Origin of the sequence: Gluconobacter sp. NFX36 (genome assembly GCF_049887835.1) — a bacterium.
In the GTDB taxonomy this organism is placed as follows: domain Bacteria; phylum Pseudomonadota; class Alphaproteobacteria; order Acetobacterales; family Acetobacteraceae; genus Gluconobacter; species Gluconobacter japonicus_A.
The window spans coordinates 145,558-163,519 of record NZ_JAGEKJ010000008.1 but is presented as its reverse complement, the minus strand read 5'-3'; the positions used below and the strand labels follow the sequence as shown (position 1 = coordinate 163,519).

General features: G+C 53.4%; 14 protein-coding genes. 4 read left to right on the top strand and 10 right to left on the bottom strand.

The features are described 5' to 3' along the window. The first annotated feature begins 145 nt into the window (after positions 1 to 145). On the top strand, positions 146 to 1,057 hold the full coding sequence (locus tag J4P41_RS10285) for an NAD(P)-dependent oxidoreductase (RefSeq protein ID WP_426067051.1): 912 nt from the start codon (positions 146 to 148) through the stop codon (positions 1,055 to 1,057). A gap of 164 nt (positions 1,058 to 1,221) precedes the next feature. On the opposite strand, the gene J4P41_RS10280 is transcribed toward J4P41_RS10285, so the two are convergent. Next, a complete protein-coding gene (locus J4P41_RS10280) occupies positions 1,222 to 1,926 on the bottom strand; it encodes a GntR family transcriptional regulator (protein WP_426067050.1) in 705 nt (234 codons plus the stop codon). 159 nt (positions 1,927 to 2,085) lie between these two features. Here J4P41_RS10280 and J4P41_RS10275 point away from each other — a divergent pair, with 159 nt between their 5' ends. From J4P41_RS10275 to J4P41_RS10265, 3 genes are all read left to right on the top strand, one after another. Further along, the gene (locus J4P41_RS10275) at positions 2,086 to 4,353 is read left to right on the top strand and encodes a TonB-dependent receptor (RefSeq protein WP_426067049.1); all 2,268 of its coding nucleotides are present in this window, start codon (positions 2,086 to 2,088) and stop codon (positions 4,351 to 4,353) included. Positions 4,354 to 4,438: 85 nt separating this feature from the next. Next, entirely contained in the window at positions 4,439 to 5,752 is a 1,314-nt protein-coding gene (locus J4P41_RS10270; protein ID WP_426067048.1) for a cation:dicarboxylate symporter family transporter, read from the top strand. Beyond that, a complete protein-coding gene (locus tag J4P41_RS10265; protein ID WP_426067047.1) occupies positions 5,749 to 6,810 on the top strand; it encodes an Ldh family oxidoreductase in 1,062 nt (353 codons plus the stop codon). Before J4P41_RS10270 ends, J4P41_RS10265 begins: the two co-directional genes overlap by 4 nt. A 38-nt stretch (positions 6,811 to 6,848) precedes the next feature. On the opposite strand, the gene J4P41_RS10260 is transcribed toward J4P41_RS10265, so the two are convergent. The 9 genes from J4P41_RS10260 to J4P41_RS10220 form a co-directional block, all read right to left on the bottom strand. Beyond that, complete coding sequence (locus J4P41_RS10260; RefSeq protein WP_426067045.1) at positions 6,849 to 8,612, bottom strand: dihydroxyacetone kinase family protein; 1,764 nt, start codon at positions 8,610 to 8,612, stop codon at positions 6,849 to 6,851. Positions 8,613 to 8,652: 40 nt separating this feature from the next. Then, complete coding sequence (locus J4P41_RS10255; RefSeq protein ID WP_062018610.1) at positions 8,653 to 9,672, bottom strand: ABC transporter permease; 1,020 nt, start codon at positions 9,670 to 9,672, stop codon at positions 8,653 to 8,655. Next, the gene (locus tag J4P41_RS10250; RefSeq protein WP_023941867.1) at positions 9,662 to 11,167 is read right to left on the bottom strand and encodes a sugar ABC transporter ATP-binding protein; all 1,506 of its coding nucleotides are present in this window, start codon (positions 11,165 to 11,167) and stop codon (positions 9,662 to 9,664) included. Before J4P41_RS10250 ends, J4P41_RS10255 begins: the two co-directional genes overlap by 11 nt. A 28-nt stretch (positions 11,168 to 11,195) precedes the next feature. After that, complete coding sequence (locus J4P41_RS10245; protein ID WP_426067044.1) at positions 11,196 to 12,116, bottom strand: substrate-binding domain-containing protein; 921 nt, start codon at positions 12,114 to 12,116, stop codon at positions 11,196 to 11,198. Between the two features lie 60 nt (positions 12,117 to 12,176). Beyond that, positions 12,177 to 12,659: an RpiB/LacA/LacB family sugar-phosphate isomerase gene (locus J4P41_RS10240; protein WP_426067042.1), complete on the bottom strand. Its 483-nt coding sequence runs from the start codon at positions 12,657 to 12,659 to the stop codon at positions 12,177 to 12,179. A 14-nt stretch (positions 12,660 to 12,673) separates the two neighbouring features. Continuing rightward, on the bottom strand, positions 12,674 to 13,513 hold the full coding sequence (locus J4P41_RS10235; protein WP_426067041.1) for a DeoR/GlpR family DNA-binding transcription regulator: 840 nt from the start codon (positions 13,511 to 13,513) through the stop codon (positions 12,674 to 12,676). Beyond that, positions 13,510 to 14,274 carry a triose-phosphate isomerase gene (locus J4P41_RS10230; protein WP_426067040.1) on the bottom strand — a complete coding sequence of 255 codons (765 nt, stop codon included), beginning with the start codon at positions 14,272 to 14,274 and terminating at the stop codon, positions 13,510 to 13,512. Before J4P41_RS10230 ends, J4P41_RS10235 begins: the two co-directional genes overlap by 4 nt. Positions 14,275 to 14,710: 436 nt before the next feature. Next, positions 14,711 to 16,351, bottom strand: coding sequence for a lactate permease LctP family transporter (locus tag J4P41_RS10225; RefSeq protein ID WP_426067039.1), 1,641 nt, complete (start codon positions 16,349 to 16,351; stop codon positions 14,711 to 14,713). 69 nt (positions 16,352 to 16,420) lie between these two features. Further along, complete coding sequence (locus J4P41_RS10220; protein WP_426067038.1) at positions 16,421 to 17,887, bottom strand: carbohydrate porin; 1,467 nt, start codon at positions 17,885 to 17,887, stop codon at positions 16,421 to 16,423. Positions 17,888 to 17,962: the final 75 nt, after the last annotated feature.

The following is a 17,962-nucleotide window of genomic DNA, read 5'->3' as shown; positions in this document are numbered from 1 at the left end:
GTATCCGGAGAGTTCATCCTCGAAGGAGTGAGGAGTAATTGGGCGCATACGAGGCTGAATATGGCTTGCCAAAGCCGGTGTGCGAAGAACGTTAGCAATAAAATGCCATCTGACATTGCTCAGATGGGAAACGGGAGAGAGTGTTATGAAGATCGGATTTGTAGGGCTCGGTGCCATGGGGCACCCTATGGCAAGGCGTCTTCTCGATGCAGGACATGAGGTTGTTGTTTACAACCGAACTGCAACGAAAGCGGACGATCTGGTGGCACATGGGGCGACACGATGCGAAACTCCTGCTTCTGTTGCCCGGGATAGCGAAATCGTTTTCTCGATGATGTTAGACGATGCGACCACCGAAGAAATAACGTTTGGTAAGGACGGGATCGCAGTTGGACTGACATCACAGGCCATCCATGTCTGTTGCAGCACAATCTCGCTGACTCTGGCGCGACGGCTGAGAGACGGGCACACCGAGCGTGGGCAGATCTATGTCAGTGCCAATGTTCTCGGTCGACCGCCTGCAGCCGAAGCGGGAGAGTTGTTCGTCATGGCTGGTGGAGCCAGTCAAGCATTGGATCGGTTGGAACCAGTATTAAAATGCTTTGGGCCGAAAATCTTCAGGCTGGGCGATGACCCGATCCAAGCCAATCTTGCAAAACTGTCTTTGAATTTTATGATTTATTCGACCATTGAACAAATGGCAGAAGTCTTTGCGCTCAACGAAAAAGCGGGGACTGATCCGCGGAAAATTTTCGAAGTCATGACAGGTAGTTTTTATGACGCGCCGGTTCACATGAACTACGGTCAGCTGATGGTCAATCAAGACTTTGATTCCCCTGGGGCGCCTGTGACACTTGGACTGAAAGATATTGGGATGTTCCTGGATGCGGGTGGAGATTACGCAGTTCCATTGCCTTATGCCTCTATCGTCCGGGATCGCCTGTTGAGTGCTATTAGTGCAGGCGATGCTGATAGAGATTTTGTTGTTCTTATGGAGCGTGTACGTCAGAGCAGTGGTTTGAGATCGGAAGCAAGAAAGGATAAAGAGAATAATTGATGAATATGCAGAAAGTTCTGGAAAATACACGCTTGTAAGTGTGGAGGGTGACTGGTCCAGGCAGGAAGTGGAAGGTCTTATAACTGAGGATCATATTCTTCCTGTCTTGAGATATCGCGAACAAAATTCGTGTGGTTGGATTGAAAAAATGGGAACAGAAGCGATTATGTATTTCCAGGGAGGTTAGAGATTTCATAAACCCGTAAGGGAGAATCTTTTTTTATTGATCTGTTACTTAAAGCCTTATCAAGATGGGAGAAATGTTCGTTCATAATCTTGATCGCCTCCCTTTTATCGTTTTTTCTTAGTGAATTTACCATATCCCTGTGGTTGTTGCAGGATATTTGAGCTTCATGTGTAGACTGGTAAAGGGTTGCTATTAATAAAATTCTGGCCGTAAGCGTTTCAAGTATTTCAACAACAACAGAATTTCCATAAATTTCTGCAAGTTTAACGTGGAAATGCCCAAGCAGATAACTTCTTTTAGCGAGATCCCGCGCATCAATGGCTTTTTGTTGTTCGGTGACATGGTTTTCTAGTTCATTTAGAGCTCCTTGAGGAATGTTTTTCTGGGTAAAAAGGAGGCCAATTTCAACGGATCGGCGGGCCTCAATTGTCTCTCGGGCTTCCTCGATGGTGGGCTCGATAACAAACCAGCCCCGACGAGGTGAAACGGCCACAATGCCGCGACTGCTAAGGCGCATCATGGCCTCTCTTACCAACGTGCGGGAAACGCCGAATGTCTGTCCTAAATCTTTTTCGCCCAGTCTTTCACCGGGTAAAATTTTTCCTGAAAGGATGGCCGTCATGATGCGGTCTTCAATTGCGATGCCGCTGCATGGCAATGCGCTTGTGATATCGTTGCACATAAAAAAATTTTATGAACCTGCCCTAGCATAAGTGCAAGTGGGTTGGTGGTTCACATTCAAAACATTCCGGGTCCGTCTCTTTTTTGGTGGCGTTCAATGTGAATTTGTCTTATCTGGTATACAAGATTCGCAATGCCCGTGAATCATCAGATTTTCTGAATGCCCCATCCTGTCGATCTGGAAACGCCAGCGGTTGCAGCGACGAAGCAGGGGGTACATTCCGCATACGGGCGCACACACAGTGCGAAACGTCACGCACCAACGGCTTTGTCTGCGTCTGGTAGTGAAACGGTGCATGTCAGTGTCCGCCGTGGTGTGACGGGAGCTGGCCAGCACGAGGCGCATTCCGAGACCGTTTTGTCGCGCCAGGAACTTCAGAACCGGAATGTCCGACAGTTGACGGATATCGTTCGCGTTGCACCCAACCTGACAATTCAGCCCTCTTTTGGCAGTTCTGCGCTGAATTTTGCGCTTCGTGGCGTAGGGTTGATGGACTTTACCCAGAACAACACTCCGTCCGTCATGCCTTATGTGGATGGGGTGGCCTATCCGGTTAGTATTATGACGTCCGGAATGCTCTTTGACATGGATGATATTTCCGTTGCGCCCGGGGCGTCCGGTTTCACTCATGGACAGTCCACGACAGGGGGCGAGATCAATTTTCACACGGCAGATCCAACGCCTGACTTTCATGCTGGCCTGACAGAAGATATTGCCAGCTACGGGCGCAACCGCGTCGAAGGATATGTCTCCGGACCACTCTCCAAGTCTGTTTCGTTCCGTCTGGCAGGGCAATCCATGACCGGCGGAGGCTTTCAGCATAATTCCAAGGGAGAAGGATATGGCAATGCCAATATCGGTGCCCTTCGCGGGAAGCTTCGCTGGAAGATTGACGAAACTTCAACACTGGATATTGGCGGTCACTGGACGACGGATCAGTCTGAGTCGTCATCGGGTCATAACCTGTACAACAGCTATGGCGTTCCCATTACGTCCGATATCATGGAGACTGAATGGGGGCTTGATCCCCGTTTTGCAAAGATCATTGGTATTAACGCGAACAACAAGAAACCGCGTGAAGACAATATGTTCTGGGGTGCCAATGTTCGATACACCAAGGATTTCAACTGGGGTCGACTATGGACTCTGAGCGCGTTTGAAACGGTCGACGAGCATGAACTGACCAATCAGACGAATTCTGTTGCGTCCTATGGTAATATGTTCCGCAACAACCAGACAAATGTGTTCTCACAGGAAGTCAAACTTGAGTCTCTGAATCCGCATGCCAAATTTCATTGGGAAGTGGGCATGTATTACAGCCGGGCTCGGATGGCACAGAACTTTTGGTATGATTCCTCTGACCGGCCCAATACCACGCCATTGAACCAGACGTCTTATCGCCAGAATCAGCAGAACTTCAACCAGTACGTCCAGCTCTCTTACCGGGTTTTGCCCAAGCTGACTTTAATCGGGGCCATCAGCCACGAATCTGATGATCGTCAGATGTTGAATGTTCTCAGTACAAATTATGATCTGAATACGGGTGCCAGAACACGCGTCCAGAACTTTGGTAACTCCGGAGCACTGACCAACCAGTTTGCCGGACGTGTCGGGGCACAGTACCAGTTCAAGCCGAACATCATGGGTTATGTGATGTTCTCGCGTGGTTTCAAGCCGGGTGGATTCTCTGCCAATATCACCCAGGAAGCCAGCCAGCTGAAGCCTTTCAAGGTCGAACAGGTCCTGACTTACGAGGGTGGTTTCAAGACCATGCTCTTTAACCGCCGTTTGCGCTTTAATGCCGCAGGGTTCTATTACGACTATCGTGACCAGCAGCTTCTGGGCACCATTCTTGTGCCTCCGTATGGCGTACTTGGCGGTTATGTGAACGCTCCGCGCTCCAATATCTATGGCGCTGAGTTTGACATGGAAGCGCATCCGTTCAGTGGTCTCGTCCTGACACAGAATTTCGGTTACCAGAACGGTTCCTATTCCCAGTTCCAGAGCCTTAACCGTGGTGCAACCACAGCCCAGTTTGCCGCAACAGGTGTCTGGTCGCCGGTCAACACGAACTACAATGGCTATAATATGGGGCTGGCAAATCTGACGCTGTCTGGCGCTGCCACCTACTCATGGTCGATGTTCCGCGACTACAAGATGACTTTCGACGTGGATTACAACTATCGTGGGGCACAGACGCAGCCGCAGCACATTGGTGACGGTGGCATTTACCGTGCCCCGGCATACTTCCTCGTAAACTCCTTCCTGACCTTTGCCGCACCGAAACAGCATTGGTCTGTCACGGTGTATGGCCAGAATCTTGCGGATCGTCGCTACTGGCTCTCCGGTGGTACACAGGCGACATTCTATGGCGTGATGGCTGGTCTACCACGTTTCGTGGGTGCAAAGATGAACGTAACATACTGAAGGCAGAAGATTGGAGGCCTGTGATCCAGAAGGATTTCTCCTCCTGGATCAAGGTTTCTGAAACGATAGTAAGAAGAAGAGCTGGATGAAAAACGACACGACCCTCCCGGCAGGTGCAAAGCACAGGTTTCGTCCAGGAATTTTCTCTCAGGTGGTCGCGGCGACATGTCTGGGCGTTTTTCTGGGCCTGTTTGTTCCGCACCTGGCAGGAGAGTGCCGGTGGCTGACGGATCTGTTCCTGCGGCTTATCCTGATGGCTGTTGGTCCTCTCCTGTTTTGTATCGTTGTGACCGGCATCACAGGAGCCGGATCTCTGAGTGCCGTGGGACGTCTCGGTTTTCGATCGCTGATCTATTTTGAAGGCATGACAACGCTTGTGCTTCTGCTCTCAGTCGGGGCTGCAATGCTGCTTCGACCGGGGCGGGGAATGACCTTCACGCCAAGCGCGGAAGATCTGCATATTGTTTCGTCCTATGAAGCGAACGCCCATGTTCTGCACGGGCAGGGTTTTACCGGTTTTATTCTGGGTCTGATTCCACGCTCTCCAGTCGCAGCATTTGCTGATGGAAACATTCTGCAAATTCTGTTTTTCGCTATTCTGGTTGGCTGCTGCCTGTCCCGCATTGGGGATGCAGGGGCGCCTGTGACGCGCCTGATTGAAAGTCTTTCGACACTTTTCTCGCGTATGATGCGCCTGATCATTGCTCTTGCGCCGCTGGGTGTACTTGGGGCTGTTGCTACAACCGTTGCTGAATACGGTTTGGATGCCATTGGTCGGCTGGCATCGTTTGTTGTGCTCTATTTTGTGGCGATTGCCGTTTTCATCGTGGTGATTCTTGGCGGCTGTCTGCTGGCCTGCGGTGTGCATCCAGGGCGTTTTGCCCGTTATTTCCGTGAAGAAATCCTGATTGTCACGGCGACGACCAGTTCAGATTCCGTACTTCCCAGCATTATGGCCAAGCTGGAGACTATGGGTATTCCTCGACAAGTGGTGGGGCTTGTTGTGCCAGCGGGGTATTCCCTCAATCTGGATGCGCTCTCCATCTATCTCGGCTTTGCCATTGTCTTTCTGGCTGACGTTACCGGAACACCCCTGACCCTGACCCAGATGCTCTCCATGCTGGCGACGGCACTGATTACCTCCAAGGGCGCGCATGGTGTACCAGGCATTGCGATTGTTGTGCTTGCAGCGACACTGTCTGCTGCTCCGTCGATCCCTCTATCCAGTCTGGTCCTGCTGCTGGCTGTGGACTGGTTTATCGGAATTGCGCGCGCTGTGGGTAATTTGGCCGGAAACTGTGTAGCGCCCGTTGTTATGGCAGTCTGGAACGGGTCTCTTGATCGTAGTCGCGTTCAGGACGTTCTGGCCCCTCGTGGAAAAATGGGAGCTTCTTCATGAATGGCATGACGAACGTTCATTATTATCCGGAAGCCGTTCTTTCCAAGCAGGTCAAAGCCCAACTGGTTCATGCCGGTGCGCAGGACAGGGATGCGGACGCTACGACACGGGCTCTTCTGCATGCGTCCCGGATTGGTGTGGACAGTCATGGCGTCCGTCTGGTGGGGCATTACGTCCGGTTGCTCCAAACCGGGGGAATCAATCCGCGGCCCTCCACTGTTTTTGAAAGGACCGGGCCTGCGACTGGTCAACTGAACGCTGACGGTGGGCTTGCCCATCCTGCAGCCTATCGCGCCATGGATGAAGCCGTCCTGCTCGCGCGGGAGGCCGGGATCGGAGCTGTGGGCGTGCATCATTCCTCCCATTTTGGGGCGGCTGGGGCATTTGTGGTGGAAGCTGCCCGACAAGGCATGATCGGTCTGATCATGAGCAATTCTGATGCTGCTGTGTCCCTTTTTGGGGGAGCGCAACCGTTCCATGGGACAAATCCGATTGCCATGGCAGCGCCTGTGAAGAACTCCGATCCATGGTTCATGGACATTGCCACATCTTCCATCCCTTTCAATCGTGTGAAGCTTTATCGCTCGCTGGGTCTCCCGTTACCTGCGGGGGCTGCGGCGGACAATTCCGGGTATGCCACGCAGGACGCGTTGGCGGCATCTTTTCTTCAACCTCTTGGGGGAGAGGATTTCGGCTTTAAGGGCGCTGCACTGGCAGGATTGGTGACAATATTGGCTGGCGCATTGACGGGGGCAGCGTTGGACCCGGTTATGGTCGGGACAGATGAAGAGCAGAACTCCCGGAAGCGCCAGAATGTCGGCCATTTTGCGATTGCAATAGATCCGGCAAGGTTTGTCGGGCAGACTGCCTATGATTTAGCGATGGGCAGCTATCTGGATCTTCTGCGCAGCAGTCCGTCAGTAGATCCGCAACACCCTGTGATGGCGCCGGGAGATCGTGAATGGGCGGAAGCCAGACGACGGATCATCACAGGTATTCCGATTGATCTTGAAACCGAACGGGCCCTTCAACTGGATGGATCGAAAAGCTATTTATAATGATAGCTTTTCGATTTTTTCATCCTGACAAAAGGATATTATAGGCTGGCAGATTGGTGCCGTTGGTCTGTGGGGTAATAATTTTCCTGTAGTGATGCTTGCAGTTTTTGACCTACGACATCAGTGCAGAGAGCAAGAGACAGAGCGCCCGCATCGGGATGGCCCTTGCTTCTTTCCCCATGTGTTCGGGCGCGACCAAGCTTTGGCAGCAGGTCCTTTGTGGCTTCTGCGGCGGCCTGAGAGGCCTTGGCAGCTTGTGCCCATGCTTGTGGAAGGGGCGTTGCTTCAGCAAGTTGGGTCTCAAGTGTTTCGACAAATGGAACGAGCGCATCAATCAAGGTTTTGTCGCCGGGTTTGGCCTTACCCAAGGTCATGATGCGTTCCATGGCCTGTCGGGCACCCAATGCGAGATGTTGGGAGGAGGGGAGAGCATTATCGTCCAGAGCCAGACTGAATGCTCTCAGGCCTTCGCCCCAAAGCGCGCCAGATGTCCCGCCTGCGCGGTCCGCCCACGCATCTGCCGCAGCGGACAGGACCGTGGCAGGACCAGCTCCGGAGGCTGCGGCTTTGGAAGCGGCTGCCCGTGCCGCTGCTGACCCTCGGGCCATGCCCTGCCCATGATCTCCGTCGCCAGCTACGGCATCAATATGGCCAAGTTCCGCCTCTGCTTGGGCGAGAGCGTCTGCCAGATGAGCCATCATGTCAGAAACGCACTGTCCTCCATGGCGGCCCGCGGCTGTTGAGGATTTCATGTAGGTAACGCTGTTCTCAGTGGCAAGATCCTCAGGCTGCGTCTCTACGTCTCCGATCTGGCCGTGGCGTAGGGCGGCCGTATCGACGGGGGCACGCCAGAGTTGTTCCAGTTGCTCGTCAAGCCAGGTCAGGGTTAGGGAGCAGCCTGCCATATCAAGGCTTGTAACGTATTCTCCAACCAGGGGAGCAATGGCCGTTAGTCCGGCTTTTTCAAGCAGAGGGGCAAGAGCTTCCCAAAGAACAAAAAGCTCTTCCTGTTTCGTGCTTCCTAGGCCGTTCAGGGTAATGGCAACGCGGCGCGGTGCATCCGCCGGGAGTTCGCTGACAACCTTGTCCAGAAGGATCTGGGCGAGGGCCTGAGGCGCGGGAATGTTGTCTTCCCCGATGCCGGGTTCCCCGTGGACTCCCAGTCCAAGAGCCATGCGGGTGGAGGGAACATGGAACAGCTTGTCTTTCTCTCCGGGGAGTGTGCAGCCATCGAATGCCACGCCAAAGGTTCTCGTTTGGCGGTTCACCCGGTGCCCGATTTCCTCGACGGCATCCAGATCAAGGCCGGCTTCGGCGGCAGCTCCGACGATCTTGAAGATTGTCAGATCACCCGCGATGCCTCGGCGGCGTTCTCTCTCGCCTTCGGTGGCGCTGGCAACATCATCCATCGTGGCAAGGATGCGCACGTCGTAGCCTTCCGCGCGTAGTCTGTCTGCAGCGATGCCGAAGTTCAGGACGTCTCCGGCATAATTTCCGAAACCGAGGAGAATGCCTCCTCCCAGATCTGCTTGACGGACCACGCTCTGGATGGCCTGGGTGGATGGTGAAGCGAAGATGTCGCCTGCAATGGCTGCATCCGCAAAACCGCTGCCGACATACCCGATGAAAGCGGGGTAGTGGCCGGAGCCACCTCCGACAACTACGGCGACTTTTCCTTGCGTTCCCGGTTTGGCACGCATGACGCCACCACGGATCATTTTGACAAGATCTCTATGGACCATGCTGTATCCATGGAGTGCAGAGGCTGCGAATTCAGAGGCATTGCCGCAGATTTTGGTCATCTAAGTCTCTCCTTTTGCAGGATGGAAAGCTGCGGACGGGTCAGGACGCGTCGCGGTTGAGGTAATGGCGTGCGAGAGAGTCCAGAGAGATGGCCAGCACAACGATGCCGCCGCTCACAATGGACTGCCAGTAAGGCGAGATGCCGAAGAGGACGATGATGTCCTCAATGATGCCAATGATGACGGCGCCAAACACGGCTCCGACCGGGCTTCCCAGTCCCCCTGTAGTGGCAACTCCGCCAATGACAGCTGCGGCGATGGGGGAGAGGACCCAGGTGTCACCAATCGAGGGCTGAGCAGTTCCGAGACGGGCCACCATCAGGATACCGGCTAGCGCGGACAGGAAACCAGCCAGAGCAAAAGCTCCAACGCGAATGGCGTTGACGCGGATGCCGAGCATTTTTGCGGCCTGTGGATTGCTGCCGATTGCGTAGATGTAACGCCCGACAGGGGTGCGCATCATGACGAAGGCAACGATTGTCAGGCAGACGAGGAGGATCAGGAAGGGGACGGGTAGTCCGAAAACCAGGCCTCTACCCAGAAAGCTGATTTCATGTGGCACGCCTGTGATGGCAACGCCACGGGTGGCCACAAGATTGGCACCGCCATAGACGCCTGCCATGCCGATGGTCAGCACGAGGGAATGTAGCCGCAATTGGGTGATGAGCAGACCGTTCAGCAGGCCGCATCCAGCGCCCATCAGTAGGCACAGGCCGAGGGAAAGCCAGGGATTTAGCCCCATCTGCACCATCAGCATGCCTCCAACGACACCGGCCAGGCCACCGATGGCCCCGACGGACAGATCAAGTTCTCCAAGGATCATCAGGACGGCCTGTCCAATCGTAACCAGCCCAATAAAGGCCAGTGCACGCGCAATGATGATCATGTTGAAAGACGTCAGGAAGTGCGGGGAGAGCAGGCAGGAGATCCCGAAAATCAGGATCATCGCGCCAATGACGCCTCCAAGTGGGTTGGCAATCATCCGGGCGATCAGCGTGCGCAGGGAGGACGCCTTAGGAGGGGTGGGGGTAGCTCCGGGGAGTGTAGTTTCAAGCGACATGGCGGGTCTCCGTGGCGCCGATGATCGCGCCGACAAGCGTGTTGACGTCAGTGGTGGCCTGATCGAACGAACCGGTGGTGCGGCCGTCGTACATGGTGATGATGCGGGTGGCGCAGCGTTGGAGCTCGGTCATTTCGGACGACACGAGAATGATGCCGACGCCTTCTTCGGCGAGTTGCTGCATGATGCGATAAATCTGGAATTTGGTTCCGATATCGATCCCTTTTGTGGGTTCATCGAAAATCAGGATACGGGGGCGCCGGGCCATGGCACGGCCAATAATGGCTTTTTGCTGGTTTCCACCAGACAGATAAACAATCTTCTTGGCGGCTGACGATGTGCGGACATCGAACTTCTCAATCGTGTCGGAGACGATGGATTTCTCTTTGCCGGAAGAAATGATTCCGCCGCGTTTCATCTTTTCCAGAACGGACAGGCTGATATTTTCCCGCACACTCAACAGCGGGAAAATGCCATGATGCTTCCGTTCTTCGGAGAGATAGACCATTCCCATGGCAACGGCGCGATCCGTCCGTCCACGTGGAATTTCTTTATCGCTCAAGATGCAGCGACCGGCTTTTGCAGAATGGTACCCGAACATGGTCTGCATGACTTCTGACCGGCCAGCACCGACAAGCCCTGCAAAGCCAAGGATTTCGCCTTTGCGAAGCTGAAACGAGACGTCCGAGAAGCCGGGGCCTGTCAATCCTTCCACGCGAAGCAGAATATCGTTGTCGTCAATCGCGCCACGAGGCTGGAATTTTTCTTCCAGTTGAACGGAATTGCCAGACATGAGACGGATAAGATGCTCTTCCGTCATGCCGTCCATGGGAAACGTACCGACGCTTCGTCCGTTCCGAAGAACAGTGACTGTATCGCCAAGACTGAAAATTTCTTCCATCTTGTGTGAGACGAAAACGATGGCACATCCACTGTCGCGCAGCGTGGTGATGATGCGGAACAGGTGCTCTGTCTCATTGGCCGTCAGGGACGATGTTGGTTCATCCAGGATCAGGACCTTGAATTCGTCGCGGCAGGCTGCGCGTGCAATCTGGAGCAACTGCTGGTCTGGCACGCTGATGCGACTGACAGTTTGTCCTGGGCGGGCATGAATGCCAAATCGTTCAATGAACTTTGCAGCTTCCGCTTCCATCGCCTTGCGGGAAATGGTCACGCGACCAAATCCCGAATGATGGAAGGGCATGAACATGTTTTCCGCCACCGTCATGGACGGGAACAGATTCAGTTCCTGCGGGACGTAAGCGATACGGGAGAACAGGCTATGATCGGCAAGAGCATCATGCCCCTCGATCAGCACTTTTCCTTCATCGGGTTTGACCAGACCCGTCAGGGTTTTGATCAGCGTCGATTTTCCCGCGCCGTTTTCGCCAGCGAGAATATGGATCTTGCCCGGTTCAAGTGTCAGATCGACGTGGTCAAGCGCGACCACGCCGGGGTAGCTTTTACGGACAGCTTCTACCTGAAGAACCGCCATGATCGTGCCTCCTGCTTCAGAGCAGAGTTTAGAGAGATTTCTTGGTGATAACGTCGATGCCCGTATCGATGTATTTTGGGGTTTTTTGGCCCATTGCGCTCTGCCAAGCGGAGACGACGGCCCAGTAGCCCTGCATTTCCGGACGGCTGGAGGCTGTGGATTCAGCAACGCCATCCTTAATGAGCTGAAGCATGTCATTCAGGTTATCGAGGCCGACTTCCTGTACCTTACCCGCTTTTCCGCTTTCACGAATGGCCTGACCGATGCCCACTGGCCCGGAAGCGTCACACGCGACCCATCCAGCAAGATTGGGGTGAGCCTGCATAATGGCAGAGGCCTGTTTCTGACCGGTCTCGATGCTGTCGTTATCAATCCCTGTCGCGACGACTTTGATATCGGGATATTTTGCGAACACCTTCTTCTCGCACTCTGCTCGCAGGGTGTGGTTTGGTGCGGTCGGGACGCCCATCATGATGGCGACTTCACCTTTCTTACCAATCAGCGTGGCGAGACGTTCGGCCGCAATCGTTCCCTGCTCGCAGAAGTCCGCGCCAACAGCCGTGATGTTCATGCCTTCCGGGGGGAGGGAGTCGAACACGGTCATGGGGATTTTCTGCTCGATGGCTTCATCCATCGTGGCGCGATTACCCTTTTCGTCGAGCAGATCGAGGATCAACCCATCTGGATGGGTCGCAATGGCGCGCTCGATAATGTCGTTCTGGGAGGACACATCAGCGGTTTGGGGCGCGCGATATTCGATCTCAATCTTCTGGCCAGTTGTCTTGGCAATCATATCGGCTGCAGCGTGGGCACCGTTATTGAGCTTGTCGAACCAGGGATGGACGACCTTCGGGATCAGCACGAACCGTAGTGGTGTGTTGCTGTCGGTGGCCTGTGCTGCCAAGGGCGTTGCTGCCAGGAGAGCGCCAAGGAAAAGAGCTTTCTTCATGTTTCTGTCTTTCCGTATGATCCGTTCCGGTCCCGTTCCGGAAAACGGTACGATGTGATGTCAGCAGCTTGTTGTTGGCAGATGGTGCTCGGAATACTTCCGGCTCAGCGTCTCAATTCCGGCCACGTTGCCTGCTGAAGGGCCAGACGGGTCAAAGCTGTGTGCCAGCCAGGCATCCACAATGCTCTTGGCCAATTCCGGTCCGATGACTCGTGCACCCATGGTGATGATCTGGGCATCGTTGGAGAGCGCGGCACGTTCGGCGGAATAGGTGTCATGCGTCAGGGCCGCACGGATACCGGGAATTTTGTTGGCGGAAATGCACACGCCAATTCCTGTTCCACAGCACAGGATACCGCGATCAAAATTACCCTCCGTGATGGCAAGACCAACCCGTTCACTCAGTTCGGAATAAAGTTCCGGCTGGTTGTCTTCGGGGTGAGACATATCAACAATGGTATGAGGTGTTGTGGCTTGCAGATGTGCTGCAATGAGAGAGGCCAAGCCTTCACCAGCCTTATCGCCACCAATTGCGATACGCATGTTTTTCTCCATTCTTAAGGGAGGTATTCAGGAGTAACGTTGGCTTTATTCACCCTCGTGACGGGTATTTCCGCAATTTCCAGGTTAATCCCGGCGTTGCGGAGTGCGTCTTCCAGGTCCTTTTCAAGACCTGAGTCCGTAATCACCACGTCAAATTCCGTCAGATCAGAAAAACGGTTGAGCGTGATGACGCCGAATTTGGTGCTATCCACCAGCAGGATGCGCCGGTCGGAGATATTCATCAGAGCCTGTTTGGCTTTGATGATGTCCTGCTCCTGATGGTAGGCTGTCATTCCGCGAATTGCTGCCACGGACAGGAACAATGTGTTGACGCGCAGGGATGCCGCAGCCTGCTCGCACAACGTTCCGAAGAAGGCGTCGAAATCCGTGTTATAGCGACCGCCAAGCAGCAGAAGATTAACGTTGGCATTGCTGGTGAACAGGTTGGCTGTTCCCATGCTGTTCGTCACAACTGTCAGAGCAAGATTTTCTGTCAGACGTTCTGCAAGGAAACGGGATGTGGTGGAATCATCCAGTGCAATGATTTCTCCGTCCTGCACGAAGGTTGTGGCCAAGGCTGCGATTGCCTTTTTGGCTTCGACGGCACGGTGGCTGCGCTGGTCCGTGCTGCCTTCCGAGAAGGCTTTGGGCACAGTTGTGACGCCGCCATGAACACGTCGCAGAACGCCGCGTTCTGACAGAACTTGCAAGTCACGGTGGATGGTCATTCTGCTCGTCACAAAATGGCCTGCCAGTTCGTCGATCTGAGCGCCGCCCCGATCCCGGACGTAATCCAGAATATTCTGGCGGCGTGCAGAAACGGAGCGTGTTTCGAAAGCTGTCGGGGCAGTCATGCGACGACGCCTTCTGCCAGAGCATGGAAATGGTCGACATTCCAGGCTGCGCGCCCAACGAACACTCCGTTGACGTTTTGGAGGCGGCTGTAACCGGACGCGTTGTCCTGATTGACGCTTCCGCCATAGAGAAGGCGTACCGCGGAACCTGCTTCCATTCCTGCAAAATTGACCAGAACATTCCGCAGATGGTTATGGGCTTTATCAATAAACGGCACATCGGCAGGCCGTCCACCTGCTCCAATGGCCCAGACAGGCTCATACGCCATCAGAACTCTTGGGATGTTTTGTTCGGAAACGCCGTGCAGAGCGATTTTCAACTGCCGGGCGAGCGTTTCCAGTGTGACATCATGAGAATATTCTTCAGCGGTATCACCGATACAGACGAGTGGTCTTAATCCATGATGCAGCGCGGACTTTACCTTGAGATTAACGGTCCAGTCCGTTTCTCCGAAATGTGTGCGACGTTCTGAATGACCGATTTCAACCAGTTCTGCCCCACATTCGGAAATCATGACGGGTGATATTTCTCCCGTCCAGGCACCGCTGTCTTCCCAGTGCATATTCTGGGCGCCAACGATCACACGGCTTCCTGAGAGACTGTCACAGACATCCCTCAAAGACGTAAAAGGTGGGATGACGAACGGTTGAATGGTTGCCGGGAATGATAACCGGGCCAGTCTGTTGGCAGCTTCAGCGGCGGCTGAAGGGCCTTTGTTCATCTTCCAGCTTGTACCAACCCAGGTAGCGTCACGCTCCATCGCTCATCTCCGATTCGAGCATCTCATACGTAACGACTACACTGTTATATATAACTGTGACAATGATATAATTATCTCATAAAAAAGCTCTCATATCTGATTTTTGTGTTCCGTTTCGGAGTTGGTTAGGCCTTAAAATAATATAAATAATTGTTTTATAAGGAAATATATGGGGTTTCCGCTATGGTGGACGGTATGGTCATAAATTGACACTCATCACACCAATATGTGATTTAAGTGTTGTTTTTATGGGATTTTTGTTTGCTGCGAAATGAGCGTTCTTGGCATGTTATGATTGTTTTGCATGAAAAGGGCTTGTAGCCCTTGGACAAAAAAGGCTGACGGACGCCTGATTTGCGCGTCCATCAGCCAGTATAGTTTTTGAATTTACAGAGCCCAGAGCCGTCTTTTATCAGAAGGCCACCAGGATCGGGATCTAACCAAACAGATAGATCCGTATTATGAGCAGGCTACTCACCATAAGAACAAGTAAGATGCTCCATTTCAGTGTGAATTTGAGCATTTCTCCTTCGCGTCCAACAATTCCGACGGCGGCACAGGCCACGGCAATGGACTGGGGCGAAATCATTTTTCCTACTGAACCCCCTACAGCATTGGCGGCGACGAGCAGGGGGCCGCTGACATTAATCTGTTGACCTGTGGCTGCCTGTAATCCTCCGAACAGAGCGTTTGAGGATGTATCCGATCCTGTGAGGAAAACACCCAGCCATCCAAGGATTGGAGACAGAAATGTAAAGGCGGAAGATGTGGCGGCAAACAGGAGAGCAAGCGTTGCAGACAAGCCGGAGTAGTTTGCCAGATAAGCAAATGAAAGAACCATGCCGATAGAATAGATCGGAATTTTCAGCTCATTGAGTGTCTGGAAAAAGATTGCTGCTGCATCCCGGGGGCGGGCACGCAGGACGAATGTCGAAAGGATCGCCGTCAGCATAATGCTTGTGCCAACCGAGGATATAAGATCGAGTTTGAAGATGGAGTGATATGGCGTGGGTTCCAGAGACACTGGAGGCATTTTGATGATTAGGTCATTCAGATAGGGAAAGGGAAACGTGATGACGGTTGAAGCCAGCGGACCACCCGGTTTGAAAAGGTTTTTGAAGGGCACAATGCTCCAGATCGCTACGAACACCGTCAGAATGACAAACGGCATCCAGGCACGGATAATATCGCTGGTGCCATAAGTCTTTTCAGGTCCGGTAACAGATGTCGCCTTGCTGTTCTGAGGAAAACGGAAACTGGTCGCAGGCGTCCAAAACTTCAGAAAGAGAGGAATGACCACCAGAGTTGCCAGTGCTGCCGCAATATCAGGAAGTTCAGGACCGACGAACACAGCGACCAAAGTCTGTGTGATGGTGAAAGTCAGGGCTGCAACGAGGGTAATTGGCCAGACTTCTCGTAGTCCTCGCAGGCCATCGACAATCAGCACGACAAGGAAAGGAATGATAAAAGCCAATCCTGCCAGAAGGGGCATTGCAAGACGGGAGATCAGGAACGGATCTGCACCGATAACCTGACCACCGACAATGACGGGAATGCCCATTGCTCCAAATGCGCCAGGGGCAGCATTGGCGAGAAGGCAGAGGCCACCCGCGTAAAGGGGAGGGACGCCAAGACCCACGAGAAGCGCGGTTGTAATTGCAACCGGAGCACCAAATCCTGCGGCGCCTTCAAGAAACGCCCCAAATCCATAAGAAACGAGCAGGATCTGAATGCGCTGATCATCAGAAACTGTGACGATTGAATATCGAATAATATCGAAATATCCGGTTTTGACCGAGAGCTTGTAAAGGAAAACGGCAGCCAGAATAATCCATGCTATGGGCCACAAACCATATAGAAAGCCGTATATTCCTGTCGCGATCAGGTACGGTACCGGCATGCCGTAAAACAGGACTGCAATGATGGCTGTAAGGATGACAGTAATGGTGCAGGCGATATGGCCCTTCATGCGGAGAACCAGTAACGCCACAAAAAAGAATGCAATCGGTATAAGAGCGACCAGGCTTGAAACAATGATATTTCCGGCTGGATCGTAGATCTGGTTCCAGGGGGACATGGGTTTATTCTCCTGACTTCGTGCCGATAATGCATATCCATGCCGATGTCCGGCTCTGGATGTGAGGGTTTAAAGGTTGCCGATAAGTTTGAGGCCGATGATCGTTGCGTTCGGGATGACGGAGGTTTCCCCTGGTCGCATCTGGTATTCGAAAGAGGGCTGGAACAGCAGACCTGGCATTATTGGAATGCCATAATAGGCTTCCAGCGTTGCCGTATGAGTTTGTGGACCGTTTACGCCTGCCGGAAAGGGTAGTCCGGCCTGCTGGAGAAGATTTTGTCCGAGCGTGAGGCGTTTACTGATCTGGTAATAGGAGTACATCACGCCAAAGCGGTCGAGCGGACGAAACGGTATGACGCCAAGAAGCGAGGTACCGACGTAAAACTGGTCTGAGAAGACAGAGACTTGCGGAGTATTGTGAATATATCCTGCCATCAGATAGCCTCCCGCCATCTGATGCAGACCATGACTGCGGTAAATCATTTGATCGGCCTCAATATAGAACGTATCGCGTGCTTGAGGCCTCCGCACGGCATAGCGAAGGGCCATGGAAGAGGGAACATTTCCAATCAGGTCCGCGAAGCCGCTCGTGTCATGACCAAAACCCAGTTTGTAATGGCCTGGCAGTTTCCGGGGGCCAAAGAAGGGCTCCCAGGTCAGTTCGATCGGGAGCATGACGCCGGTTTGCTTCTCGCTGCCCCATGCCCATCCTGATGGATTGGATGTGAGTACGGAGGACGCATAAACGCCGGTTCTTAACGTCAGGTCACGTGTTGGGCGCAGTCGAACTGTGCCGCCCCATGTCGCCTTAGGATAGACGCTCCATCCCTGAACGCCCTTGATCCCCACCGGGGCCGAACACTGGATCATGAAGGTGCACAGGAGCAGCGATGTGCCATAGGTATGGGTGAGGGTGAGGCGACCGAGATTGATATTGATACTATTGCGCCGGAAGGATTTTTCGACATAAAAATCCGCCAGATGAGCGGCCATGTGTCCAGAAAGGCTGTAAACTTCTGAGAGCAGAATGCGTCGTTCTCCGACGTGATCGAAACTGATCTGTCGACCTGCCCGTTCCATTAGAACGCCATGCAAAATCCATCCATTCAGACCGAGCAGTTTTCCAAGATCGAGGTTGTTGATCAGAGTGAGTTCATGGGCATAAGACATGCCTCGGCTCAGGCCCCCGCTTACGTTGGCAAGCGCTTCTCCTTTATAGGCGAACTGGAATGTGTAGCCGTGTTTGCCAAGCCATGCTCTCGCTGGGGATAGTTGTGGAACCAGATTGCCGAAGGCTTGGGCAGGCACGAAATAGCCCGCAGACAGGTCGCGTTCCCTCAATGCATCGTCTCTGTGATTGAGGAGCGCAGACAGGCTTTCAGTATTGAAAAGGCTTTCGAGCTGATTGGGGTCTGAGAGATGTTCTCTCAGTCTGGGGTGAGTAGATGTGGCATGTGTTGTTTTATTCAGTTGAGTACAGGGGGCGTTGGGAGCGCTTCGGGCGGAATGGAACACTGAGAGTGCAACAAGCAACATGATGCCTGTCAGCTTTGCGCGTTCAGATATTTTTTTATTACTGATGTGCGATAAATTCGACGCAGACCATTGAAA